The 18750-nt window shown below is 70.3% G+C and carries 21 protein-coding genes; 1 reads left to right on the forward strand and 20 read right to left on the reverse strand.

The window, feature by feature from the left end; all coding sequences use genetic code 11:
* Positions 1-49: 49 nt before the first annotated feature.
* From rlmN to rpsB, 6 genes are all read right to left on the reverse strand, one after another.
* Positions 50-1156 (reverse strand): 23S rRNA (adenine(2503)-C(2))-methyltransferase RlmN, encoded by a 1107-nt coding sequence (gene rlmN, locus ACT1U9_RS07620; RefSeq protein ID WP_444537608.1) that lies wholly within the window; start codon positions 1154-1156, stop codon positions 50-52.
* A gap of 79 nt (positions 1157-1235) precedes the next feature.
* Positions 1236-2357, reverse strand: a complete 1122-nt coding sequence (locus tag ACT1U9_RS07625) for a phosphatidate cytidylyltransferase (protein WP_444537609.1) — start codon at positions 2355-2357, stop codon at positions 1236-1238.
* On the reverse strand, positions 2357-2914 hold the full coding sequence (frr, locus tag ACT1U9_RS07630) for a ribosome recycling factor (protein WP_369383449.1): 558 nt from the start codon (positions 2912-2914) through the stop codon (positions 2357-2359). The genes ACT1U9_RS07625 and frr overlap by 1 nt, the downstream gene beginning before the upstream one ends.
* 120 nt (positions 2915-3034) lie before the next feature.
* On the reverse strand, positions 3035-3814 hold the full coding sequence (pyrH, locus tag ACT1U9_RS07635; RefSeq protein WP_444537610.1) for a UMP kinase: 780 nt from the start codon (positions 3812-3814) through the stop codon (positions 3035-3037).
* A gap of 169 nt (positions 3815-3983) precedes the next feature.
* Positions 3984-4820, reverse strand: coding sequence for a translation elongation factor Ts (gene tsf / locus ACT1U9_RS07640; RefSeq protein ID WP_444537611.1), 837 nt, complete (start codon positions 4818-4820; stop codon positions 3984-3986).
* A gap of 119 nt (positions 4821-4939) precedes the next feature.
* Positions 4940-5827 (reverse strand): 30S ribosomal protein S2, encoded by an 888-nt coding sequence (rpsB, locus tag ACT1U9_RS07645; RefSeq protein WP_444537612.1) that lies wholly within the window; start codon positions 5825-5827, stop codon positions 4940-4942.
* Positions 5828-6320: 493 nt separating this feature from the next.
* On the opposite strand from rpsB, the gene ACT1U9_RS07650 reads away from it, so the two are divergent.
* Positions 6321-6743, forward strand: a complete 423-nt coding sequence (locus tag ACT1U9_RS07650) for a murein hydrolase activator EnvC family protein (RefSeq protein ID WP_444537613.1) — start codon at positions 6321-6323, stop codon at positions 6741-6743.
* Positions 6744-6801: 58 nt separating this feature from the next.
* On the opposite strand, the gene ACT1U9_RS07655 is transcribed toward ACT1U9_RS07650, so the two are convergent.
* From ACT1U9_RS07655 to rimM, 14 genes are all read right to left on the reverse strand, one after another.
* Positions 6802-7359: a TetR/AcrR family transcriptional regulator gene (locus tag ACT1U9_RS07655; protein ID WP_444539034.1), complete on the reverse strand. Its 558-nt coding sequence runs from the start codon at positions 7357-7359 to the stop codon at positions 6802-6804.
* 87 nt (positions 7360-7446) lie between these two features.
* Positions 7447-8289 carry an RNA polymerase sigma factor WhiG gene (gene whiG / locus ACT1U9_RS07660; protein ID WP_444537614.1) on the reverse strand — a complete coding sequence of 281 codons (843 nt, stop codon included), beginning with the start codon at positions 8287-8289 and terminating at the stop codon, positions 7447-7449.
* Positions 8290-8531: 242 nt separating this feature from the next.
* A complete protein-coding gene (gene dprA / locus ACT1U9_RS07665; protein WP_444537615.1) occupies positions 8532-9803 on the reverse strand; it encodes a DNA-processing protein DprA in 1272 nt (423 codons plus the stop codon).
* Positions 9800-11416 carry a YifB family Mg chelatase-like AAA ATPase gene (locus ACT1U9_RS07670; RefSeq protein ID WP_444537616.1) on the reverse strand — a complete coding sequence of 539 codons (1617 nt, stop codon included), beginning with the start codon at positions 11414-11416 and terminating at the stop codon, positions 9800-9802. Before ACT1U9_RS07670 ends, dprA begins: the two co-directional genes overlap by 4 nt.
* On the reverse strand, positions 11417-11779 hold the full coding sequence (locus tag ACT1U9_RS07675) for a YraN family protein (RefSeq protein ID WP_444537617.1): 363 nt from the start codon (positions 11777-11779) through the stop codon (positions 11417-11419).
* A gap of 105 nt (positions 11780-11884) precedes the next feature.
* Positions 11885-12193: a DUF2469 domain-containing protein gene (locus tag ACT1U9_RS07680; RefSeq protein ID WP_003965949.1), complete on the reverse strand. Its 309-nt coding sequence runs from the start codon at positions 12191-12193 to the stop codon at positions 11885-11887.
* A gap of 55 nt (positions 12194-12248) precedes the next feature.
* Entirely contained in the window at positions 12249-12737 is a 489-nt protein-coding gene (locus tag ACT1U9_RS07685; protein ID WP_444539035.1) for an NUDIX hydrolase, read from the reverse strand.
* A gap of 70 nt (positions 12738-12807) precedes the next feature.
* A complete protein-coding gene (lepB, locus tag ACT1U9_RS07690; RefSeq protein ID WP_444537618.1) occupies positions 12808-13557 on the reverse strand; it encodes a signal peptidase I in 750 nt (249 codons plus the stop codon).
* A gap of 93 nt (positions 13558-13650) precedes the next feature.
* Complete coding sequence (lepB, locus tag ACT1U9_RS07695) at positions 13651-14496, reverse strand: signal peptidase I (protein ID WP_444539036.1); 846 nt, start codon at positions 14494-14496, stop codon at positions 13651-13653.
* Positions 14471-15712: a signal peptidase I gene (gene lepB, locus ACT1U9_RS07700; protein ID WP_444537619.1), complete on the reverse strand. Its 1242-nt coding sequence runs from the start codon at positions 15710-15712 to the stop codon at positions 14471-14473. The genes lepB (ACT1U9_RS07695) and lepB (ACT1U9_RS07700) overlap by 26 nt, the downstream gene beginning before the upstream one ends.
* Positions 15713-15836: 124 nt before the next feature.
* Positions 15837-16610 (reverse strand): signal peptidase I, encoded by a 774-nt coding sequence (gene lepB / locus ACT1U9_RS07705; RefSeq protein ID WP_444537620.1) that lies wholly within the window; start codon positions 16608-16610, stop codon positions 15837-15839.
* A gap of 78 nt (positions 16611-16688) precedes the next feature.
* Positions 16689-17039, reverse strand: coding sequence for a 50S ribosomal protein L19 (rplS, locus tag ACT1U9_RS07710; RefSeq protein WP_444537621.1), 351 nt, complete (start codon positions 17037-17039; stop codon positions 16689-16691).
* A gap of 132 nt (positions 17040-17171) precedes the next feature.
* A complete protein-coding gene (gene trmD / locus ACT1U9_RS07715; protein WP_444537622.1) occupies positions 17172-17993 on the reverse strand; it encodes a tRNA (guanosine(37)-N1)-methyltransferase TrmD in 822 nt (273 codons plus the stop codon).
* Positions 17993-18613, reverse strand: coding sequence for a ribosome maturation factor RimM (gene rimM, locus ACT1U9_RS07720; protein ID WP_444537623.1), 621 nt, complete (start codon positions 18611-18613; stop codon positions 17993-17995). Before rimM ends, trmD begins: the two co-directional genes overlap by 1 nt.
* Between the last annotated feature and the right edge of the window lie 137 nt (positions 18614-18750).

The following is an 18750-nucleotide window of genomic DNA, read 5'->3' on the forward strand; positions in this document are numbered from 1 at the left end:
CAGCGCTGTGGCGCTCCCCTGTCGGAATATGCAGATTTTCGAGCCCAGACTACCTCTCGGACGCGGCGAGCTGGCCGCACGCTCCGTCGATCTCCTGGCCACGGGTGTCGCGGACGGTCACCGGCACGCCATGGGAGGCGATCGCCTCGACGAACGCCTTCTCGTCCTCGGGCCGCGAGGCGGTCCACTTGGAGCCGGGTGTCGGGTTCAGCGGGATCAGGTTGACGTGGACCCGCTTGCCCTTGAGGAGGCGGCCGAGCAGGTCACCGCGCCAGGCCTGGTCGTTGATGTCGCGGATCAGCGCGTACTCGATGGAGATACGGCGGCCCGACTTCTCCGCGTACTCCCAGGCGGCGTCCAGGACCTCGCGGACCTTCCACCGGGTGTTGACCGGCACCAGCGTGTCGCGCAGCTCGTCGTCCGGTGCGTGCAGCGACACGGCGAGGCGGCACTTGAAGCCCTCGTCGGCGAAGCGGTGCATCGCCGGGACCAGGCCGACGGTGGAGACGGTGATGCCGCGCTGGGACAGGCCCAGGCCGTCGGGCTCGGGGTCGGTGAGGCGGCGGATGGCGCCGACGACCCGCTTGTAGTTGGCGAGCGGCTCGCCCATGCCCATGAAGACGATGTTCGACAGGCGTGCCGGGCCGCCGGGGACCTCGCCGTCGCGCAGCGCGCGCATACCGTCGACGATCTGGTGCACGATCTCGGCGGTCGACAGGTTGCGGTCCAGGCCGGCCTGGCCGGTCGCGCAGAACGGGCAGTTCATGCCGCAGCCCGCCTGCGAGGAGATGCACATGGTGACCCGGTCCGGGTAGCGCATGAGCACCGACTCGACGAGCGTCCCGTCGTGCAGTCGCCACAGCGTCTTACGGGTGGTGTCGTCGTCGCACGAGATGTGCCGCACCACCGACATCAGGTCCGGCAGCAGCTCCTCCTGGAGCTTGACGCGCGCGCCCGCCGGGATGTCGGTCCACTGGGCCGGGTCGTGCGCGTACCGCGCGAAGTAGTGCTGCGAGAGCTGCTTGGCGCGGAACGGCTTCTCGCCGATCGCGGCGACAGCCTCTTTGCGCTCGGCGGGCGAGAGGTCGGCGAGGTGCCGCGGCGGCTTCTTGGCTCCGCGGGGGGCGACGAAAGTGAGTTCTCCGGGCTTCGGCATGGTCCCACCAGTGTCTCAGACATACGGAAAGGGGCTCGCCGTCCTGTGGACAACGAGCCCCGAACCGTAAAACAGCAGGTCAGCTGCCGCCGACGAAGATGACGAGCAGCAGCCACACCACCGGTGCCGTGGGCAGCAGGGAGTCCAGGCGGTCCATGATGCCGCCGTGGCCCGGCAGCAGGGTGCCCATGTCCTTGATGCCGAGGTCCCGCTTGATCATCGACTCGCCGAGGTCGCCGAGCGTGGCGCTGGCCGCGACCGCGAGGCCCAGGAGCAGGCCCTGCCACCACTGGCCGTCGTCGATGAGGAACTGCATGCACACCGCGCCCGCCGCCATCGCGAACGTCACCGCGCCGAGCAGGCCCTCGCGGGTCTTGCCGGGGCTGATGCGCGGCGCCAGCTTGGTCTTGCCGAAGCGCCAGCCGACCGCGTACGCGCCGGTGTCGCTGACCACGGTCAGCAGCAGGAAGACGAACACCCGCCACGGCCCGTCGTCGGCGGTGAGCATCATCGCGACGAACGTGGCCAGGAACGGCACGTAGAACGCCGCGAAGACGCCCGCCGTGACGTCCTTGAGGTAGCCCTCGGGCTTCTCCGTCATCCGCCACACCAGCACCGCGAGCGCGGTCAGCGCCATCGCGACCCAGGCGCCCTCGGCACCGCGCGCGTAGCCGGCGACGACCATCGCCGCGCCGCCCACCGCGAGCGGCACCAGCGGAGCCTTGATGCCCTTGCGCTCGTCGAGGCGGGAGGTGAGCTCCCACAGCCCGACGACGACCGCCACCGCGATCACGCCGACGAAGACGGCCTTGACCACGAACAGCGAGGCCAGGATGACCGCGCCGAGCCCGACGCCGACCCCTATCGCGGCCCGCAGGTCGCGCCCGGCCTTCTTCTTCTCCGGCTGCGCGGGCCGCTGCGGCTGCTGCGGAGTCGAAGGTGGTACCGAGCTGGGCATGGGCTCCTGCGGCGTCTCTTCGCGGAACAGGGGCCCGCTCAGCCGAGCGGTCCCCCTTTCACGTGCTTCGCGGTCTTCGGCGGCCGGTCCCGCGTCGGGCACGATGGGCATGGGCTGCGTCCGGGACGGGGCGTCATACGCATCGTAAGCAGGACCCGCCGAAGGCACCTCCTGGGAAGGCCCCTGGTCGGGCGGCCCCCAGTGCTCAGGTCTCGGCGGAGCCCCCCAGGAAGAGTCGTTCATCAGACCTCTAGCAGCTCGGCTTCCTTGTGCTTGAGCAGCTCGTCCACCTGCGCGACGTACTTCGCGGTGGTGTCGTCGAGCTCCTTCTCCGCACGGCGGACCTCGTCCTCGCCGGACTCCTTGTCCTTGACGAGCTTGTCGAGGGCGTCCTTGGCCTTGCGGCGCACGGAGCGGATCGACACCTTGGAGTCCTCGGCCTTGGTGCGCGCGACCTTGATGTAGTCGCGGCGGCGCTCCTCGGTCAGCTCCGGGAAGTTCACCCGGATGATGCTGCCGTCGTTGCTCGGGTTGACGCCGAGGTCCGAGTCGCGGATCGCCTGCTCGATGTTGCGCAGCGCGCTCTTGTCGAACGGGGTCACCACCGCCATGCGCGGCTCCGGCACCGAGAACGAGGCCAGCTGGTTGATCGGCGTCAGCGCGCCGTAGTAGTCCGCCACGATCTTGTTGAACATCGCCGGGTGCGCACGCCCGGTGCGGATCGCGGCGAAGTCCTCCTTGGCGACCAGGACGGCCTTCTCCATCTTCTCCTCGGCTTCGAGGAGGATTTCTTCGATCACCACTTGCTCCTGCATGTCTTGAGTGGGCCGGGAACAATCCGTGGGGTGCTCAACGGCCCTGCGTAACCCGCGTCTTTCCCTGCACGGTGTCCGACCGTCAGGGGATTGTCCATCCCCCGGTCAGGCCCGGGTGCCCTGGTCGCTCACGAGAGTGCCGATCTTCTCACCCTTGACCGCACGCGCGATATTGCCCTCGGCGAGCAGTTCGAAGACCAGGATGGGGAGGTTGTTGTCGCGGCACAGGGTGATGGCGGTCATGTCCGCCACCTTCAGGTCGCGGGTGATGACCTCGCCGTACTCCAGCGCGTCGAACTTCACGGCGTCCGGGTTGACGCGCGGGTCGGAGTCGTAGACCCCGTCGACCCCGTTCTTGCCCATCAGCATGGCCTCGGCGTCGATTTCGAGGGCGCGCTGGGCGGCGGTGGTGTCGGTGGAGAAGTACGGCATGCCCATGCCCGCGCCGAAGATGACGACGCGTCCCTTCTCCAGGTGGCGCACGGCGCGCAGCGGGATGTACGGCTCCGCGACCTGGCCCATCGTGATGGCGGTCTGGACCCGGGAGTCGATGCCCTCCTTCTCCAGGAAGTCCTGGAGGGCGAGGCAGTTCATGACGGTGCCGAGCATGCCCATGTAGTCGGAGCGGGCCCGGTCCATGCCGCGCTGCTGGAGCTCTGCGCCGCGGAAGAAGTTTCCGCCGCCGATGACGACGGCGATCTGCGCGCCGTCCCGTACGACCGCGGCGATCTCGCGGGCGATCGCGTGCACGACGTCGGGGTCCACACCGAGACCCCCTCCGCCGGCGAACGCCTCACCGGAGAGCTTCAGCATGAAGCGTCCGGTGACCTTGCCGTCGTCGCGCTTGTTGTCAGCCTGGGTGGCGGCGTCCGCGCCCTGATTCATGGGGATCTCCTCGTACACATACGAAGAAGGCCATTGCCGGTGGGTGCTGTGTCCCTGAGCGGCAATGGCCTCCTCGTCAGATCTGCGGTCGTCCGTCGCGAGCGCGGCCGACGACTGCCTCAGACCCTAGCTGGTCCCAGCCGGGTCTTCCGTCGATCGCTGAACGGACTCAGATGCCGACCTTGATACGCGTGAAGCGCTTCAGGGTGACACCGGCCTCGTCCAGAACCTTCTGGACCGACTTCTTGTTGTCCAGCGCGTACGGCTGGCCCAGGAGGGTGGCGTCCTTGAAGAAGCCGTTGACGCGACCCTCGACGATCTTCGGGAGCGCGGCCTCGGGCTTGCCCTCGGCGCGCGTGGTCTCCTCGGCGACACGACGCTCGGTCTCGACGACCTCGGCCGGGACGTCCTCACGGGACAGCCACTTCGGCGCGAACGCGGCGATGTGCTGGGCGATGCCCTTGGCGACATCGGCGTCGGCCTTGTCCAGCTCGACCAGGACACCGATCTGCGGCGGCAGGTCGGGCATGGTGCGGTGCATGTACGCGAAGACGAAACCGTCGGCGTACTGCGCGAAGCGGTCCAGGACGATCTTCTCGCCCAGGTTGGCGTTGGCCTCGTCGACGTACGCCTGGACGGTCTTGCCGGCCTCGATCTCGGAGGCGAGCAGCGCCTCCAGGTCGGCCGGGGAGGTCGCGGCGACGTGCGCGGCGAGCGCGGCGGCGGTGGCCTGGAACTTGTCGCCCTTGGCGACGAAGTCCGTCTCGCACTTCAGCTCAAGGAGGACACCGGAGGTGTTGTCCTCGGCGAGCAGGGAGACCACGGCACCGTTCTCGGCGGAACGGCCCTCGCGCTTGGCGACGCCCTTCTGGCCCTTGATGCGCAGGGCCTCGACGGCCTTGTCGACGCTGCCGTCGGCCTCGTCCAGCGCCTTCTTGCAGTCCATCATGCCGGCGCCGGTGAGCTCGCGGAGCTTCTTGACGTCAGCGGCGGTGTAGTTCGCCATGAGTCTGTGTTTCTCTCTCGAAGTCTGACTCGAAGTCTGAAAGATCTACGGGGCTACGGGGTGACGGCGGGGACACAGCGTGTGCCCCCGCCGTCATCACCGAAGCGTGGACCCGAAGGTCAGGCCTGCTCGGCGTCCGCGGCCGGCGCCTCGGCGGCCGGAGCCTCCGCAGCGGCCTCGGCCGGCTTCTCGGCCTCGGCGGCCGGGGCCTCGGCCTCGTCGGCCTTCTTGTCGCCCTCGAGCAGGTCGCGCTCCCACTCGGCGAGCGGCTCGCCGGCGGCCTTCTCGCCCGGCTTCGAGTCACCGGTGGCGACGCCGGAACGGGCGATGAGGCCCTCGGCGACGGCGTCGGCGATCACGCGGGTGAGCAGGGTGACGGAGCGGATCGCGTCGTCGTTGCCCGGGATCTTGTAGTCGACCTCGTCGGGGTCACAGTTGGTGTCGAGGATCGCGACGACCGGGATGTGGAGCTTGCGCGCCTCACCGACGGCGATGTGCTCCTTCTTGGTGTCGACGATCCAGACGGCGCTGGGAACCTTCGACATCTCGCGGATACCACCGAGGGTCTTCTCCAGCTTGGCCTTCTCACGCGAGAGGACCAGGAGCTCCTTCTTGGTGAGACCCGAGGCCGCGACGTCCTCGAAGTCGATCTGCTCAAGCTCCTTGAGGCGCTGCAGACGCTTGTAGACGGTGGAGAAGTTGGTCAGCATGCCGCCGAGCCAGCGCTGGTTCACGTAGGGCATGCCCACGCGAGTCGCCTGCTCCGCGATGGCCTCCTGGGCCTGCTTCTTCGTACCGACGAACATGATGGAGCCGCCGTGCGCGACGGTCTCCTTGACGAACTCGTAGGCGCGGTCGATGTACGACAGCGACTGGAGCAGGTCGATGATGTAGATGCCGTTGCGCTCGGTGAAGATGAAGCGCTTCATCTTCGGGTTCCAGCGACGGGTCTGGTGACCGAAGTGGACGCCGCTCTCCAGCAGCTCCCGCATCGTGACGACGGCCATGGCCGTACTCCTTGAGGTACTCGGTTACCGCGGCGGCCGGTCGGCTGCCGCGCCTGACGCCCCGGTGCGCCGTGCCCTGCACCGGACTGAACAGGTGAAGGACCGAGAGACGCGGCCGGTGATCTTGACCTCTGACGGATCGGAAGTGGACCACTGGCGGGGCGTGCGAAGTCGACCCGGTGACCCGGATCGCCACAAGAAGTGTACGGGACCGTGACAGTGCCGGGTGACGGCACTGTCCACAACGGCCAGGTTATCCACAGATCCGGCCCATGATCATCGGGATTTGGCTTTCACCGCGATCATTTTTTCCATGTACCGCACGTACTGCACATTGCTCGCGTTGGTTGTCACGTCTTCTGTGGGGTCGGTGGGGGGTGGGGTGCCAGGGGGTGGGCTGGCTGGGTCGGTGGTTGGGCCTGGGGGCTCGGCCCGGGTGCCGGTGGCTCGTCCGGCTGATCCTGCTCGTCTTGCCCGGGGCGGACTGTGGCCTGTGCCCGGTCCGCCCGTGGTGATACGGGGCTGGGAACCGCCCGCCACGCCGTACGGCCCCGGCCACCGGGGCGTCGACCTGGCGGCACCACCGGGCACGGAGATCCGCGCGGTGGCACCGGGCCGGGTGACCTTCGCGGGCCCCGTCGCGGGGCAGGGCGTACTGACGATCACCCTGGACGGGTCCGGAAGCCCACCGCTGCGCACCACGTACGAGCCGGTGCGGGCGCTGGTACATCCGGGCGAACGCGTTACGGCCGGGCAACCGGTCGCGGTCCTGGACGCGGGGCCGTGGCACTGCGCTGACGGGTGCCTGCACTGGGGGCTGAAGCGGGGGGAGGTGTATTTGAACCCGCTGGTTCTGGTGCGGCGGGGGCATGCGCGGTTGCTGCCGGTGTTTGGGGTGGGGGTGGAGGCGGGGTGAGGGGGTGTGGGGGGGCTGGGGGGGGAGGGGCGGGGGGGGAGGCCCCCCGGAGGCCGAGTTAGCCGACCACGCCCCGCAGCGCCATCCCCACCGCCGCGTCCGTGATGGCCGCCGGGCCTTCCGCCGCGCCCAGTTCGATACGGCGCACCGCCGCGTCGACCACGCCCTGGAGCAGCAGGGCCGCGAGGCGGGGCTGGGTGTGGCCGAGCTCGCCGAGGGCTTCGACGATCATCGCGATGAGGCCGCCGTGGGCGGCGCGGATCTTCTCGCGGGCACCGGCGTCGAGTTCGCTGGCGGAGATGGCGACGACGGCGCGGTGGCGCTGGTCGCCTACGAGTTCGAGCTGGCGGCGTACGTACGCGGCGACCTTGTCCTCGGGGCCGGCAGCCTGCTGCATCGCGGCTTCGACGTCGGCGGCCCAGAGCGGGAAGTCGACGGAGCACAGCTCTTCCACCACGGCGGCCCGGGAGCGGAAGTACTCGTACACGGAGGAGCGGGCGAGCCCGGTGCGCTCGGCCAGGGCCGGGAAGGTCAGGGCTTCGGTGCCGCCCTCGGACAGCAGGGCGCGTGCGGCGTCCAGCAGTGCGGCACGCTGCATGGTGCGGTGCTCGGCCACCGAGGCCGCTCGAATCCTTGGCACCGGTCCACTGTACGGCCGGCTCGGTGTGAGCGGATGGGCGCGGGGAGCATTCCGGGGCGGTGCTCAGCGCCCGACGTCGGCCAGTTTGGCCCGCAGCTGGAGGACGGATTTGGTGTGGATCTGGCTGACCCGGCTCTCGGTGACCCCGAGGACGTTGCCGATCTCGGCGAGGGTGAGCCCTTCGTAGTAGTAGAGGGTGACGACCGTCTTCTCGCGTTCGGGGAGTGTGTTGATGGCGCGGGCGAGCAGTCGCCGCAGTTCGCGGTCCTCGGCGATCTCGACGGGGTCGTCGGCCGCGGTGTCCTCAAGGGTGTCCATGAGGCTGAGCCGGTCGCCGCCCTCACCGCCGACGTGGAGCAGTTCTTCCAGCGCGACCACGTTGGCGAGGGACAACTGGCTGAATACGGCGTGCAGTTCCTCGACGGCGATGCCCATCTCGGTGGCGACTTCGCTCTCCGAGGGGGTACGGCGCAGTTGCGCTTCCAGGGTGGCGTAGGCGCGTTCGACGGCGCGGGCCTTCTGGCGTACGGAGCGCGGGATCCAGTCGAGTGCGCGGAGTTCGTCGATCATCGCGCCGCGGATGCGGGTGATGGCGTAGGTCTCGAACTTGATGGCCCGTTCGATGTCGAACTTCTCGATGGCGTCGATGAGTCCGAAGACTCCGGAGGAGACGAAGTCGGCCTGTTCGACGTTGGGGGGCAGCCCTACGCTCACCCGGCCCGCGACGTACTTCACCAGCGGTGAGTAGTGCAGGATCAGCTGCTCGCGCAGGCGCTCGTCGCCGCTGTTCTTGTACGAGCGCCACAGTTCGTCGACGGACGAGGGCGCCGGTGGTCGCACGGTGCCGCCGGCGCGGGCAGCGGGGGGAGCTGCCGTGCGATCAGACCCGGAGGTGTGCTGGGGCATTCGTTGCCTTGAGCCGTTCTGCTGTGACGTGTGCGGGAAGCTGTTTCTGATGCGGGGCCCTCGTGAGCGTAGCGTGACCGGGGTGTCGCGGTGCGCGAACGCCGGGTGGGTAGACCTTGCGCGGTGGGGGCGGCGGGTGGCAGGCGCGGATCGGGGCCGTCGCGGGGTGCGTCGGCCCCGAAAGCGCTGCGCTGCGGCCCTCGGTGGTCATCGGCCTTACCTTTTCACCCGAATGCTCCAGGTCAAGCACCGCCTCGCCGCGCACCCGGCAGGCGGAGCGCGCTTGACGTCAACCGCCAGCGGTCGCCTTCGCGTTCGACGAACCCCAGCGAGTGGAGTTCGTAGAGCCGGTTGAGCGCTTCGTCCTCGGTGGTGGCGGCGTCGCGGGCGATGGCTCGTACGGGGGCTTCGCCGTGGCCCGGGAGGGCGTCGAGCACGCGTGCGGTGGCGGGGCCGAGGAGGTCTCTGGGCAGGACGGGGCCGTGGCGCGCCGGGGCGAGCTCGCCCATCTCTCCGACGAGTTCGACGATTTCGGCGGCGTCGGTGACCAGGACGGCCTCACCGCGCAGCAGTTCGTGCACTCCGGCCGAGAGTCCGCTGGTGGCGGGTCCGGGCACTCCTATGGTGTGGCGGCCGAGCCGCTGTGCGGTGCGGGCGGTGGCGAGGGAGCCGCTGCGGTACGCGGCCTCGACGACGACCGTGCCCCGGGTGAGCGCGGCGATCACGCGGTTGCGCAGGATGAACCGGCTCGGCGTGGGGTGGTCGCCGGGTGGCAACTCCGCTACGAGGGCGCCCTGTTCGGCGATGCGGCCGATCAACTCCGTGTGGCCGCGCGGGTAGACGACGTCGACTCCGCTGGCGAGTACGGCGATGGTGGCGCCGCCTGCGGCGAGGGCGCCGCGATGGGCCGCACCGTCGACGCCTGCCGCCGCGCCGGACACCACCACCCAGCCTTTTTCGGCGAGCCCGGCGCCGAGGCCGGCTCCCATGTGGGCGCCGTAGGGCGTACAGGCGCGGGCGCCGACCACCGCGACCGATCTCAGTGCCCATATCCGCAGGTCGGCCGGGCCCCGCAGCCAGAGTCCGACGGGCCGGGCGTCCCCGAGGTCGTCGAGTTGCCCGGGCCATTCGCTGTCTCCGGGGCAGACGAACCGCCCGCCTGCGTCGGCGAGGGCGGCGAGGTCCTGCTCGGGGTCGGCGGCGGCCGCGCGTCTGCGGTAGGTGGCGAGCCGTGCGGTGCTTGCTCCGGTGAGCGGGTCGTCGGGGTCCTCGGGCGAGGTGAGGCGCCGCATCAGCTCCACGGCGCCGTGGGTGCGCAGCCAGCGGCCACCGCGTTCGTCGCCGGGCTCGATGACCCGGGTCAGCGCGACCCGCGCAAGCCGCTCGCTGTCGACCGCGCCGACCGTCTCGGCATCGGCGCCAACCGGCCCGACCCCGGCGGATGCACCACCCGCCAGCGCACCCGTCGCCTCCCCACTCCCCCGGTCTCCCGAAGTGGCATCGTCACCCTTCACCCCGCACCCCCCACCGGCATCGGCGCGCCCCGCGAGATGCCCGTTCTCAGTTCCAGGGCGAGCCCGATGTGGCTCTCGTCCGGGCGGTCCTTGGCGCAGAGGTCGGCGATGGTCCAGGCGACGCGCAGGACGCGGTCGAGGCCGCGGGCGGTGAGCAGGCCGCGTTCCATGTCGCGTTCCGCTGCGGCGAGGGCGCCGGGGGCGGTCGCCCAGCGGGTGCGCAGTTCGTGGCCGGGGACTTCGCTGTTCGTGGTCCAGGGGGTGCCCGCGAGGCGGGCGGCGGCCCGTTCTCGGGCGGCCAGGACGCGTTCGGCGACCACCGCCGTGGATTCGCCGCGCCCGCCCTGGGCGAGCAGGTCCTCGCGCCGGACGGGCTCGGCCTCGACGCGCAGGTCGACGCGGTCCAGGAGCGGTCCGGAGAGCCGGGACTGGTAGCGGCGGATCATGGACGGGGCGCATTCGCAGCCCGCGCCGTGCAGGGTGTGGCGTCCGCAAGGACAGGGGTTGGCGGCAAGGATCATCAGGAAGCGGGCGGGCAGACGCACGACGCCCGCGCTGCGGGCGACGATGACGTGACCGGCTTCCAGGGGCTGGCGCAGGGAGTCAAGAGCCTTGCCGGTGAACTCCGGGGCCTCGTCGAGGAACAGCACGCCCCGGTGGGCGAGGGAGACCGCTCCGGGCCGTGGTAAGCCGTTGCCTCCGCCGACGAGGGACTGCATGGTCGCCGAGTGGTGGGGCGCGCAGTAGGGCGCTTTGCTGACCAGGGGTTTGCCCGGGGGAAGGATGCCCGCGACCGAGTGGATCGCGGTGACTTCGAGGGATTCCTGGCGGGTGAGCGGCGGCAGGATGCCCGGGAGCCGTTCGGCGAGCATGGTTTTGCCTGCGCCCGGCGGTCCGTACAGCATCAGGTGGTGGCCGCCGGCTGCGGCGACTTCCAGGGCGGTGCGGGCGCCGTGCTGTCCGGCGACGTCGGCGAGGTCGGGCGGGCTGCTGTCGGCGTCGGCGGACAGGCCGGTGCCGACGCCTGCGCCCGGTACTACCAGGCCCGCGAGCATGGCGTCGGGCCTGCCTTCCTCGGCGGGTTCCTCCTCGGGCACGGGTTCGTCGGTGAGGACGGCGATGAGCTGGCGCAGGCTCCGTACGCCGAGGACGGAGATGCCCGGCACCAAGGACGCTTCGGCCGCTGCCTGTTCGGGCACGACGACCTGCTGGTATCCGGCTTCCGCGGCGGCGAGGACGGCGGGCAGGATGCCGCGCACGGGGCGCACCCGGCCGTCGAGTCCGAGCTCCCCGATCATCACCAGGTCGGCGAGCTCGCGCGGGTCGATGCGTTCGGCGGCGCCGAGGACCGCGCAGGCGACGGCGAGGTCGAAGCCGCTGCCGCCCTTGGGGACGGAGGCGGGGCTGAGGCCGACGGTGAGTTTCTTCTGGGGCCAGTCGGCGCCGGAGTTGACGACTGCCGCTCTGACGCGGTCGCGGCTTTCGCTGAGGCTTTTGTCGGGCAGGCCGACGAGGGTGAAGGCGGCGACGCCGGGTTCGAGGTCGGCCTGGACTTCGACGACGACGCCTTCGACTCCGACGAGCGCGACGGAGCAGGTGCGGGCGAATCCCATTCAGGCCACCCCCCGCGCGTGCTCGGCCCGGGGTGCGCCCCGGTCGGGCAGGACGACTCCGACCAAGTCGATGCGGACGCCGCCCGGTGGCGGTCCGCCGTGGTCGGCGAGCCATCGCTCGGCCAGGTGTCTGAGCCGCTCGGCCTTGGCCGGGGTGACGGCCGCCATGGGGTGTTCGAACGCGCCGGCTCTGCGGGTCTTGACCTCGCAGACCACCAGCACGTCACCGTCGCGGGCGACGATGTCGATCTCTCCGGCCCTGCCGCACCGCCAGTTGCGGGCGACCACCGTCATTCCGGCGTCGCTCAGCAGCCTGGCCGCCAGGTTTTCGCCGTACTGTCCGAGTGCTCCTTGTGCGTTCATTCGGCACCACCTCCGGTACCGACTGTCACGCACCCGCCGCGATCAAGTGGATCTTGGTGGATAACCCGGCGGTTGTGGAAAACCCGGCCACTCGAACGAGTGTGATCAGCCGCCCGGAAGTTCGAGGTCGCTCTTGTTGAGCTCCTCGATGTTCACGTCCTTGAACGTGAGGACCCGCACCTGCTTGACGAACCGGGCCGGCCTGTACATGTCCCAGACCCAGGCATCGGCCATCGACACCTCGAAGAACACCTCGCCCTGGACCGAGTGCACCTGCATCTCGTAGTCGTTGGTGAGGTAGAAACGCCGCTCGGTCTCGATCACGTATTTGAACAGACCGACGACGTCGCGGTACTCCCGGTAGAGCTTCAGCTCCATCTCGGTCTCGTACTTTTCGAGGTCCTCGGCGCTCATGGCATGTTCCCCTTCAGCCGTGCGTCCCCCTATTGTGCGTCAGCGCCCCGGATCCCTAGACGATTTCCGGAGCCAGGACCACCGGCGTACGCGGAGGACCCTCGTCGAGCAGCGTGCGCAGCAGCTCGGCGAGCCTGGTCGGGTACACCGTCTCATGGGCCGCCGACAGTTCGGCGGAGGTCCACCACCTCAGCCCCGTGGTACTGCGTTGTTCCAGCTCGGTGAGGCCCGTCGGCGCGGCCTCGGTCTGGGTCGTACGGGCCAGGTAGTACCACTCGTCCTGGTCCCAGCGGCGGCCGTCGAACGGGAACGAGCACATCCGCCGCCACAGCACCGGCCCGAGCTCGACGTCCGTGATCCCGGTCTCCTCGGCCAGTTCGCGCAGGGCCGCCTCGGCCCGGGTCTCGTCGCCCTCCAGGCCGCCGCCCGGGGTGAACCACCAGGTGTCGGAGGGATTGTCCGGTTCGTAACCGTGCATCAGCAGAATGCGGTCCTGCGGGTCGAGCAGTACGACCCGGGCGACCTTGCGGAGCTCCCCGGGCACCTCTGCGGCCGGGGCCGAGCCCCGCTCACCTGCCGAACCAGACCCATCCGCCGAGCCCGCCGAGCCCGTCTCACTCCCCACCGACCGGCACCTCCCGCCGGTTCCCGGCCCCGCGCCTGCCGAACCGCCGCGCGACCGGCCCGTACGCCGCTCCCAGGACGATGAGGACCGTCCCGGCGACGATGGCGACCACCACGAGCATCAGCGGGCCGGGCTGGGAGATGCCGCCCGGCAGGGCCTTGAAGCCCGTCGGGCGCTTCAGCATGCCGTCCAGCGGCCAGGCGATGGCGTCCACGCGCGCGCTGACGGCGGAGCGCGGCACGGATCCGTTGGCCGCGTCCTCCAGGTGGACCCGGGAGTCCAGCGAGACATCGCGCTCGTCGCCGAGGAGGAAGAGCTGGTCCTTGGGGACGGTGGCGCTGAACTTGGTCGTGGAGGGGGCCGTGCCGTGCAGATACGGTTCGTCGATCGGCTTGCCGTTGACGGTGAGCTTGCCGCCCGCATCGCAGCACTTGACGGTGTCGCCGCCTATGCCGACGACGCGCTTGACCATGGGGACGTTGCCCCAGACCTTGTCCTTGAAGATCACCACGTCGCCGCGCTTCACGTCGCCGCCGTCGATGCGCTGCGCGAGGACGCGGTCGCCCGCCTTGACCGTCGGGTTCATGGACTGGGTGGGCACCGTGTACGGCTTGTACTCCACGGCCCCCCAGGCGAAGCCGCCGAGGAAGAGCACACAGCCGACGGCCACGGCCAGCCCCGACAGCAGATTGCCGAGACCGCGGCCGCGGCCGTCGCCCGTACGTCCTGTTCCGCTCATCCCAGTGCTCCTCCCCCGGCCGCCCGCGCGGTGCGCGCGGGTCCGGAGATCGACGATCTGGGACGGCACCCTACCTGTCGGTATCCCGCCGGGTCAGCCCTCGCGGCTCAGCTCGGTGCGGTCGATCGCGTCACTCTGCCGGGTGAGCCTGCGGCGGCGCCACAGCACCATCGGCACGGCGCCGGCCAGTCCGGCCGCGACCGGCGCGCTCGACGCCATGCCGCTGAGGCCCTTCTGGTCGAAGGTGCCCGGGATGCCCAGCCAGTCGATGCGGTTGAGCGGCCAGGCGATGGTGAAGGCACGGCCCACGACTTCGTCGTCGGAGACGGTGCCGCCGCCGGGCAGCTCCTGGTGGTAGCGGGAGTCCAGCGAGTTCTGCCGGTGGTCGCCCATCACCCAGATCCGGCCCTTGGGGACCTTGATCGGGCCGAACGGCATGTCGTCGCAGGCGCTGTCGCCGGGGAAGATGTACGGCTCGTTCAGGGCGTGGCCGTTGACCTTGACCGGGCCGCCCTTCTTGCACTCCACCGTGTCGCCGCCGGTCGCGATGACCCGCTTGATCAGGTCCTTCTCCTCGGCGGACGGCATCAGCCCGATGAAGCTGAGGAACTTCTGCACCACATTGGGCTCGGCCGGTTTCTGGTCCTCCAGCCAGCCGCCCGGGTCGTGGAAGACGACGACCTCGCCGCGCTTGGGCGTGGCGCCGAACCACGGCGTCAGCTTGTCCACGAGCACCCGGTCGCCGCGCTGCAGGGTGTCCTGCATCGAGTCGGAGGGGATCGAGAACGCCTGCACGAAGAACGTCTTGATCAGCAGCGCGAGGATCAGCGCGATGCCGATGAGCAGCGGCAGTTCCTTCCAGAAGGAGCGCGGCTTCTTGGGGCTGCGCCCTTCGCCGCCGCCCGGCTCCCCGTCACCGCCGGGGCTGCCGCCCTCGATGCCGCCACCGCCGCTGTCGGCCTGAGCCTGCGCGGGAGAATCGGCGGGCCGGTCCGGCCGCTCCTCGGGCTCGTCGTGTCCGGATCGTGCGCCGACCGCCAAATCCCCCACATCCACTCCTCACTCCGTGCCACCGCCCGCGCCATGCCAGACGCAGGCCCACCACTCCCATAACGAGCGGGAGTTCCGCAGGGCTCGGGGGCCGGATCGCCTCGTTCGATATCGGTTCGTTCGACACCGAATCGATTGACATCAATTCATGCGTTTTGTCGGGATCCGTGGCCGGATCCCGGGAGGACACCCTATGCGACTGACCTTGCGCGGTGTCCGACCTGCCGGGCGCGTCCGGCACCGAGCCGAATGTCCCGGGTTCTTCCAGCCGCCGCCAGCGGTCGAACGGCCAGGCGATGACGACGGCCCGTCCGATGACCCCGTCCTCGGAGACCGTCCCGTGGTACGCCTCGTTGAGGTGGAAGCGGGAATCGGCCGAATTCGAGCGGTGGTCGCCCATCACGAAGAGCCTGCCCGGCGGCACCTTCACCTCGAACGGGATCTTCGAGGGAGGGTTGCCCGCCTGCACATACGGCTCGTCGAGCGGTACGCCGTTGACGGTGACCTTGCCGTTGGCGTCACAGCACTTGACCGTGTCCCCGCCGACGGCGATGACCCGTTTGATGAGGTCCTGTTCGTTGTCGGAGGGCAGCAGTCCGATGAAGGTCAGGGCCTGCTTGACCTGTTTGACGACCACCGGGTCGCTACCGCCGGTGGTCTTCTTCTCGTCCTTCAGCCAGCCGCCGGGATCCTTGAAGACCACCACGTCCCCGCGCTGCGGCTTCGAGCCGAACCAGGGCGTGAGCTTGTCGACGAGCACCCGGTCGCCGATGGTGATGGTGTCCTGCATCGAGCCGGACGGGATCACGAAGGCCTGCACGAGGAACGTCTTCAGTACGAGGGCGATCAGCAGCGCCACCCCGACGAGCAGGGGTATCTCCCGTACGGCGGACCGGCGTCGGCGCCGCTTCACCTTGCGGGCGAGCCTGCGCCGGTCGGCCCGGCCCTGCTGGGCCCGGCGGCCCGGCGGACGGTCGAAGTCGCCCCCGCCCGCCCCGGACGACGACGTCAACGGCTCGGCGGGCCCGGCCGGTTCGAAGTCCGCCGGGGCGGGCCCCGGATCGAATCCCCCGGCACTCGTCTCGAAGGTCTCGGCAACCGGCACGGACGCGGGCTCGGGCTCGGAAACCGGTGGCGCGACCCGCGACGTACTGCGCGTCCCCGTGGGCAGCGGCTCGTCCACCGGAGGCGGGGGCGTCGAGCGGCCCCCCGAGCGCGGGCGCCCCCGGTTACCCATGGGCGCCGCCCGGCCCGCCCACGCGCGCGAAGGCGCCGGAGCCGGGCACCTGCGACCAGTGGCCGACGGGCCAGCCGATCCAGTCGACGCGCCCCACCACATGGTCGACCGGCACCATGCCGCCGCCCGGTGAGCCCAGGTGGTCGCGGGAGTCGCTGGAGTGGGAGCGGTGGTCGCCCAGGACGAACAGGGTGCCGTCGGGCACGACGATGTCGAACGGCACCTGGGACGGGGTGTCGCCCGGGTACACGTACTCCTCGGTCACCGGTGTCCCGTTCACCCGGAGCCTCCTGCCCTTGTCGCAGCACACGATCCGGTCGCCGCCGACTCCGACGACGCGCTTCACGTACACGTTCCCCTCGGACTCCCTCAGTCCCAGGGACGCGACCATTGAACGAAGGGCCCTGCCCACCGGGTTCCCCTCCGGCGGCTCGTCCGTGAACGAGCCCCGGCCGTCGAAGACGACGACGTCACCGCGCTCGGGATGGCCGCCGAAACGGTACGCCAGCTTGTTGACCAGCACCCGGTCGCCCACCTTCAGGGTGGGTTCCATGGAGCCGCTGGGGATCACGAAGGGCTGGACGACGAAGTGGCTGAGCAGCAGCAGGAAGACCAGGCACAGCGCGAGCAGGGCCACGGCCTTGCGCCAGGGCCCTTCCAGGTGGCCGGCGAGGGCGGGAAAACGCGCGGAGCGCGACCCCCGCTCCGGCCCCGGCTGAGGGGTGGAGGGGAGGTCGCGCTCCGTGTGCTGTGCTTCGGTGTCCATCGGGGGCAGAGCCTATCCGCCCGGCCTGTGGACCCGTACGCGAGTGTGGTGAGCGGTGGCTCACCCCCGAGCCTGAGCTCAGTTGTCGCGCTTCTCCTTGATCTTCGCGGCCTTGCCGCGGAGCTCGCGCAGGTAGTACAGCTTCGCGCGGCGGACGTCACCGCGGGTGACGAGCTCGATCTTCTCGAAGATCGGGGAGTTCACCGGGAAGGTGCGCTCGACGCCGACGGAGAAGGAGACCTTGCGGACCGTGAAGGTCTCGGAGACGCCCGCGCCCTGGCGGCGGATGACGACGCCCTTGAACTGCTGGATACGGGAGCGGTTGCCCTCGATCACGCGGACGTGAACGTTGACGGTGTCACCGGGGCGGAAGGCCGGGACGTCGGAGCGCAGCGTGGCCGCGTTGACGGAGTCGAGCAGGTGAGACATGTTCTTCGTCTGCTTTCTTCGCACGACGCCACAGGTCGCCGGGCGGGTTTTCGGTGAGAGTTCGGGAGCTGTGCCACCCGGTGTGCGACGGTCCCCCTGTGGCAGGGGCGCAGTCGGGCGTACAGCAGCCGCCTATTCTTCCACGGCTTGGGGCCTGCGCCAAAATCGGCCGTCGTCGGTGGGCCGCCAGCCCATGACGCTGAGGGTTTCGCGGTCCTTCTTGTCGAAGGCGGACGCCTCGCACCGCTCGATCAGGTCGGGCCGGTTCTCGGCGGTGCGCCGGAACGCCTCGTCGCGGCGCCACCGGGCGATCTTGCCGTGGTGGCCGCTGAGCAGGACGTCCGGGATGCCGCGGCCGCGCCACTCGGGGGGCTTGGTGTAGACCGGGCCCTCCAGGAGGTTGGCCATGGCGCCGGGGGCGAAGGAGTCGTCGCGGTGGGACTCGGCGTTGCCGAGCACGCCGGGCAGCAGTCGCGCCACGGCCTCGGTGATCACCAGTACGGCGGCTTCCCCGCCGGCCAGTACGTAGTCGCCGATGGAGACCTCGTACACCGGCATCCGGGTCGCGTACTCGTCCATGACGCGGCGGTCGATGCCCTCGTAGCGCGCGGGCGTGAAGATCAGCCACGGCTTGGCGGAGAGCTCGACGGCGAGTTCCTGGGTGAAGGGGCGCCCGCTGGGGGTGGGCACGACCATGACGGGGCCGTGCGCGCCCGCCTCGTACCCGCTCGCGAGCGTGTCGTCGAGGCAGTCGCCCCACGGGTCGGTCTTCATGACCATGCCGGGGCCGCCGCCGTACGGGGTGTCGTCGACCGTGTTGTGCCGGTCGTACGTCCACTGCCGCAGGTCGTGCACCTGGACGTCGAGCTGGCCACGCGCGCGTGCCTTGCCGACGAGGGAGACGTTCAGCGGTTCCAGGTACTCGGGGAAGATCGTGACGACGTCGAGCCGCATCAGACGTCGTCCCCGCTGGAGTCCTCGGTGGATTCCTTGCCGGAGTCCTTGGCCGCGGCCGCTTCGGCTGCGGCCTCCGCCTCGGCGTCCCGGGTGGAGACGATCTCCGCGCGGTCGTCGATCAGGCCGGGCGGCGGCGTGATGACGGCCCGCTGCTCGTCCAGGTCGATCTCGGTGACGATCTCGCCGACGAACGGGATCATGACCTCGGTGCCGTCGGGGCGCTCCACGATGAACAGGTCCTGCGACGGCAGGTGCGAGATCTCGGTGATCCGGCCGACCTCGGTGCCGTCCGCGAGGACCACGTCGAGGTCGATGAGCTGGTGGTCGTAGTACTCGTCGTCCTCTTCGGGGCGCTCGTCCGGGTCCACGTCGGCGATGAGCAGCGTGTTGCGCAGGGCCTCGGCGGCGGTGCGGTCGTGCACGCCCGCGAAGCGCAGCAGCAGCCGGCCGCTGTGGACGCGGCCCGTCTCGATGGTGAGCGGCCCGGTGGACGCCGGGTCCGTGGCCAGTACGGCGCCGGGCGCGAGCCGCAGCTCCGGCTCGTCGGTGCGCACCTCGACGGTGACCTCGCCCTTGATGCCGTGGGCGCGGCCGACCCGCGCGACTACCAGCTGCACGTCGTTCAACTCTCCTGTCGGGTGCCCTGCGGCATGTGCTCTGAATACGCCTGTGTCTGAAAACGCCTGTGCTCTACAGACGTGTGTGCTCTACAGACGACTGCGGGCCGGGGCTGGCCGAAGCCCTCCCCGGCCCG

Origin of the sequence: Streptomyces sp. BR1, from assembly GCF_052373795.1 — a bacterium.
Lineage (GTDB): Bacteria > Actinomycetota > Actinomycetes > Streptomycetales > Streptomycetaceae > Streptomyces.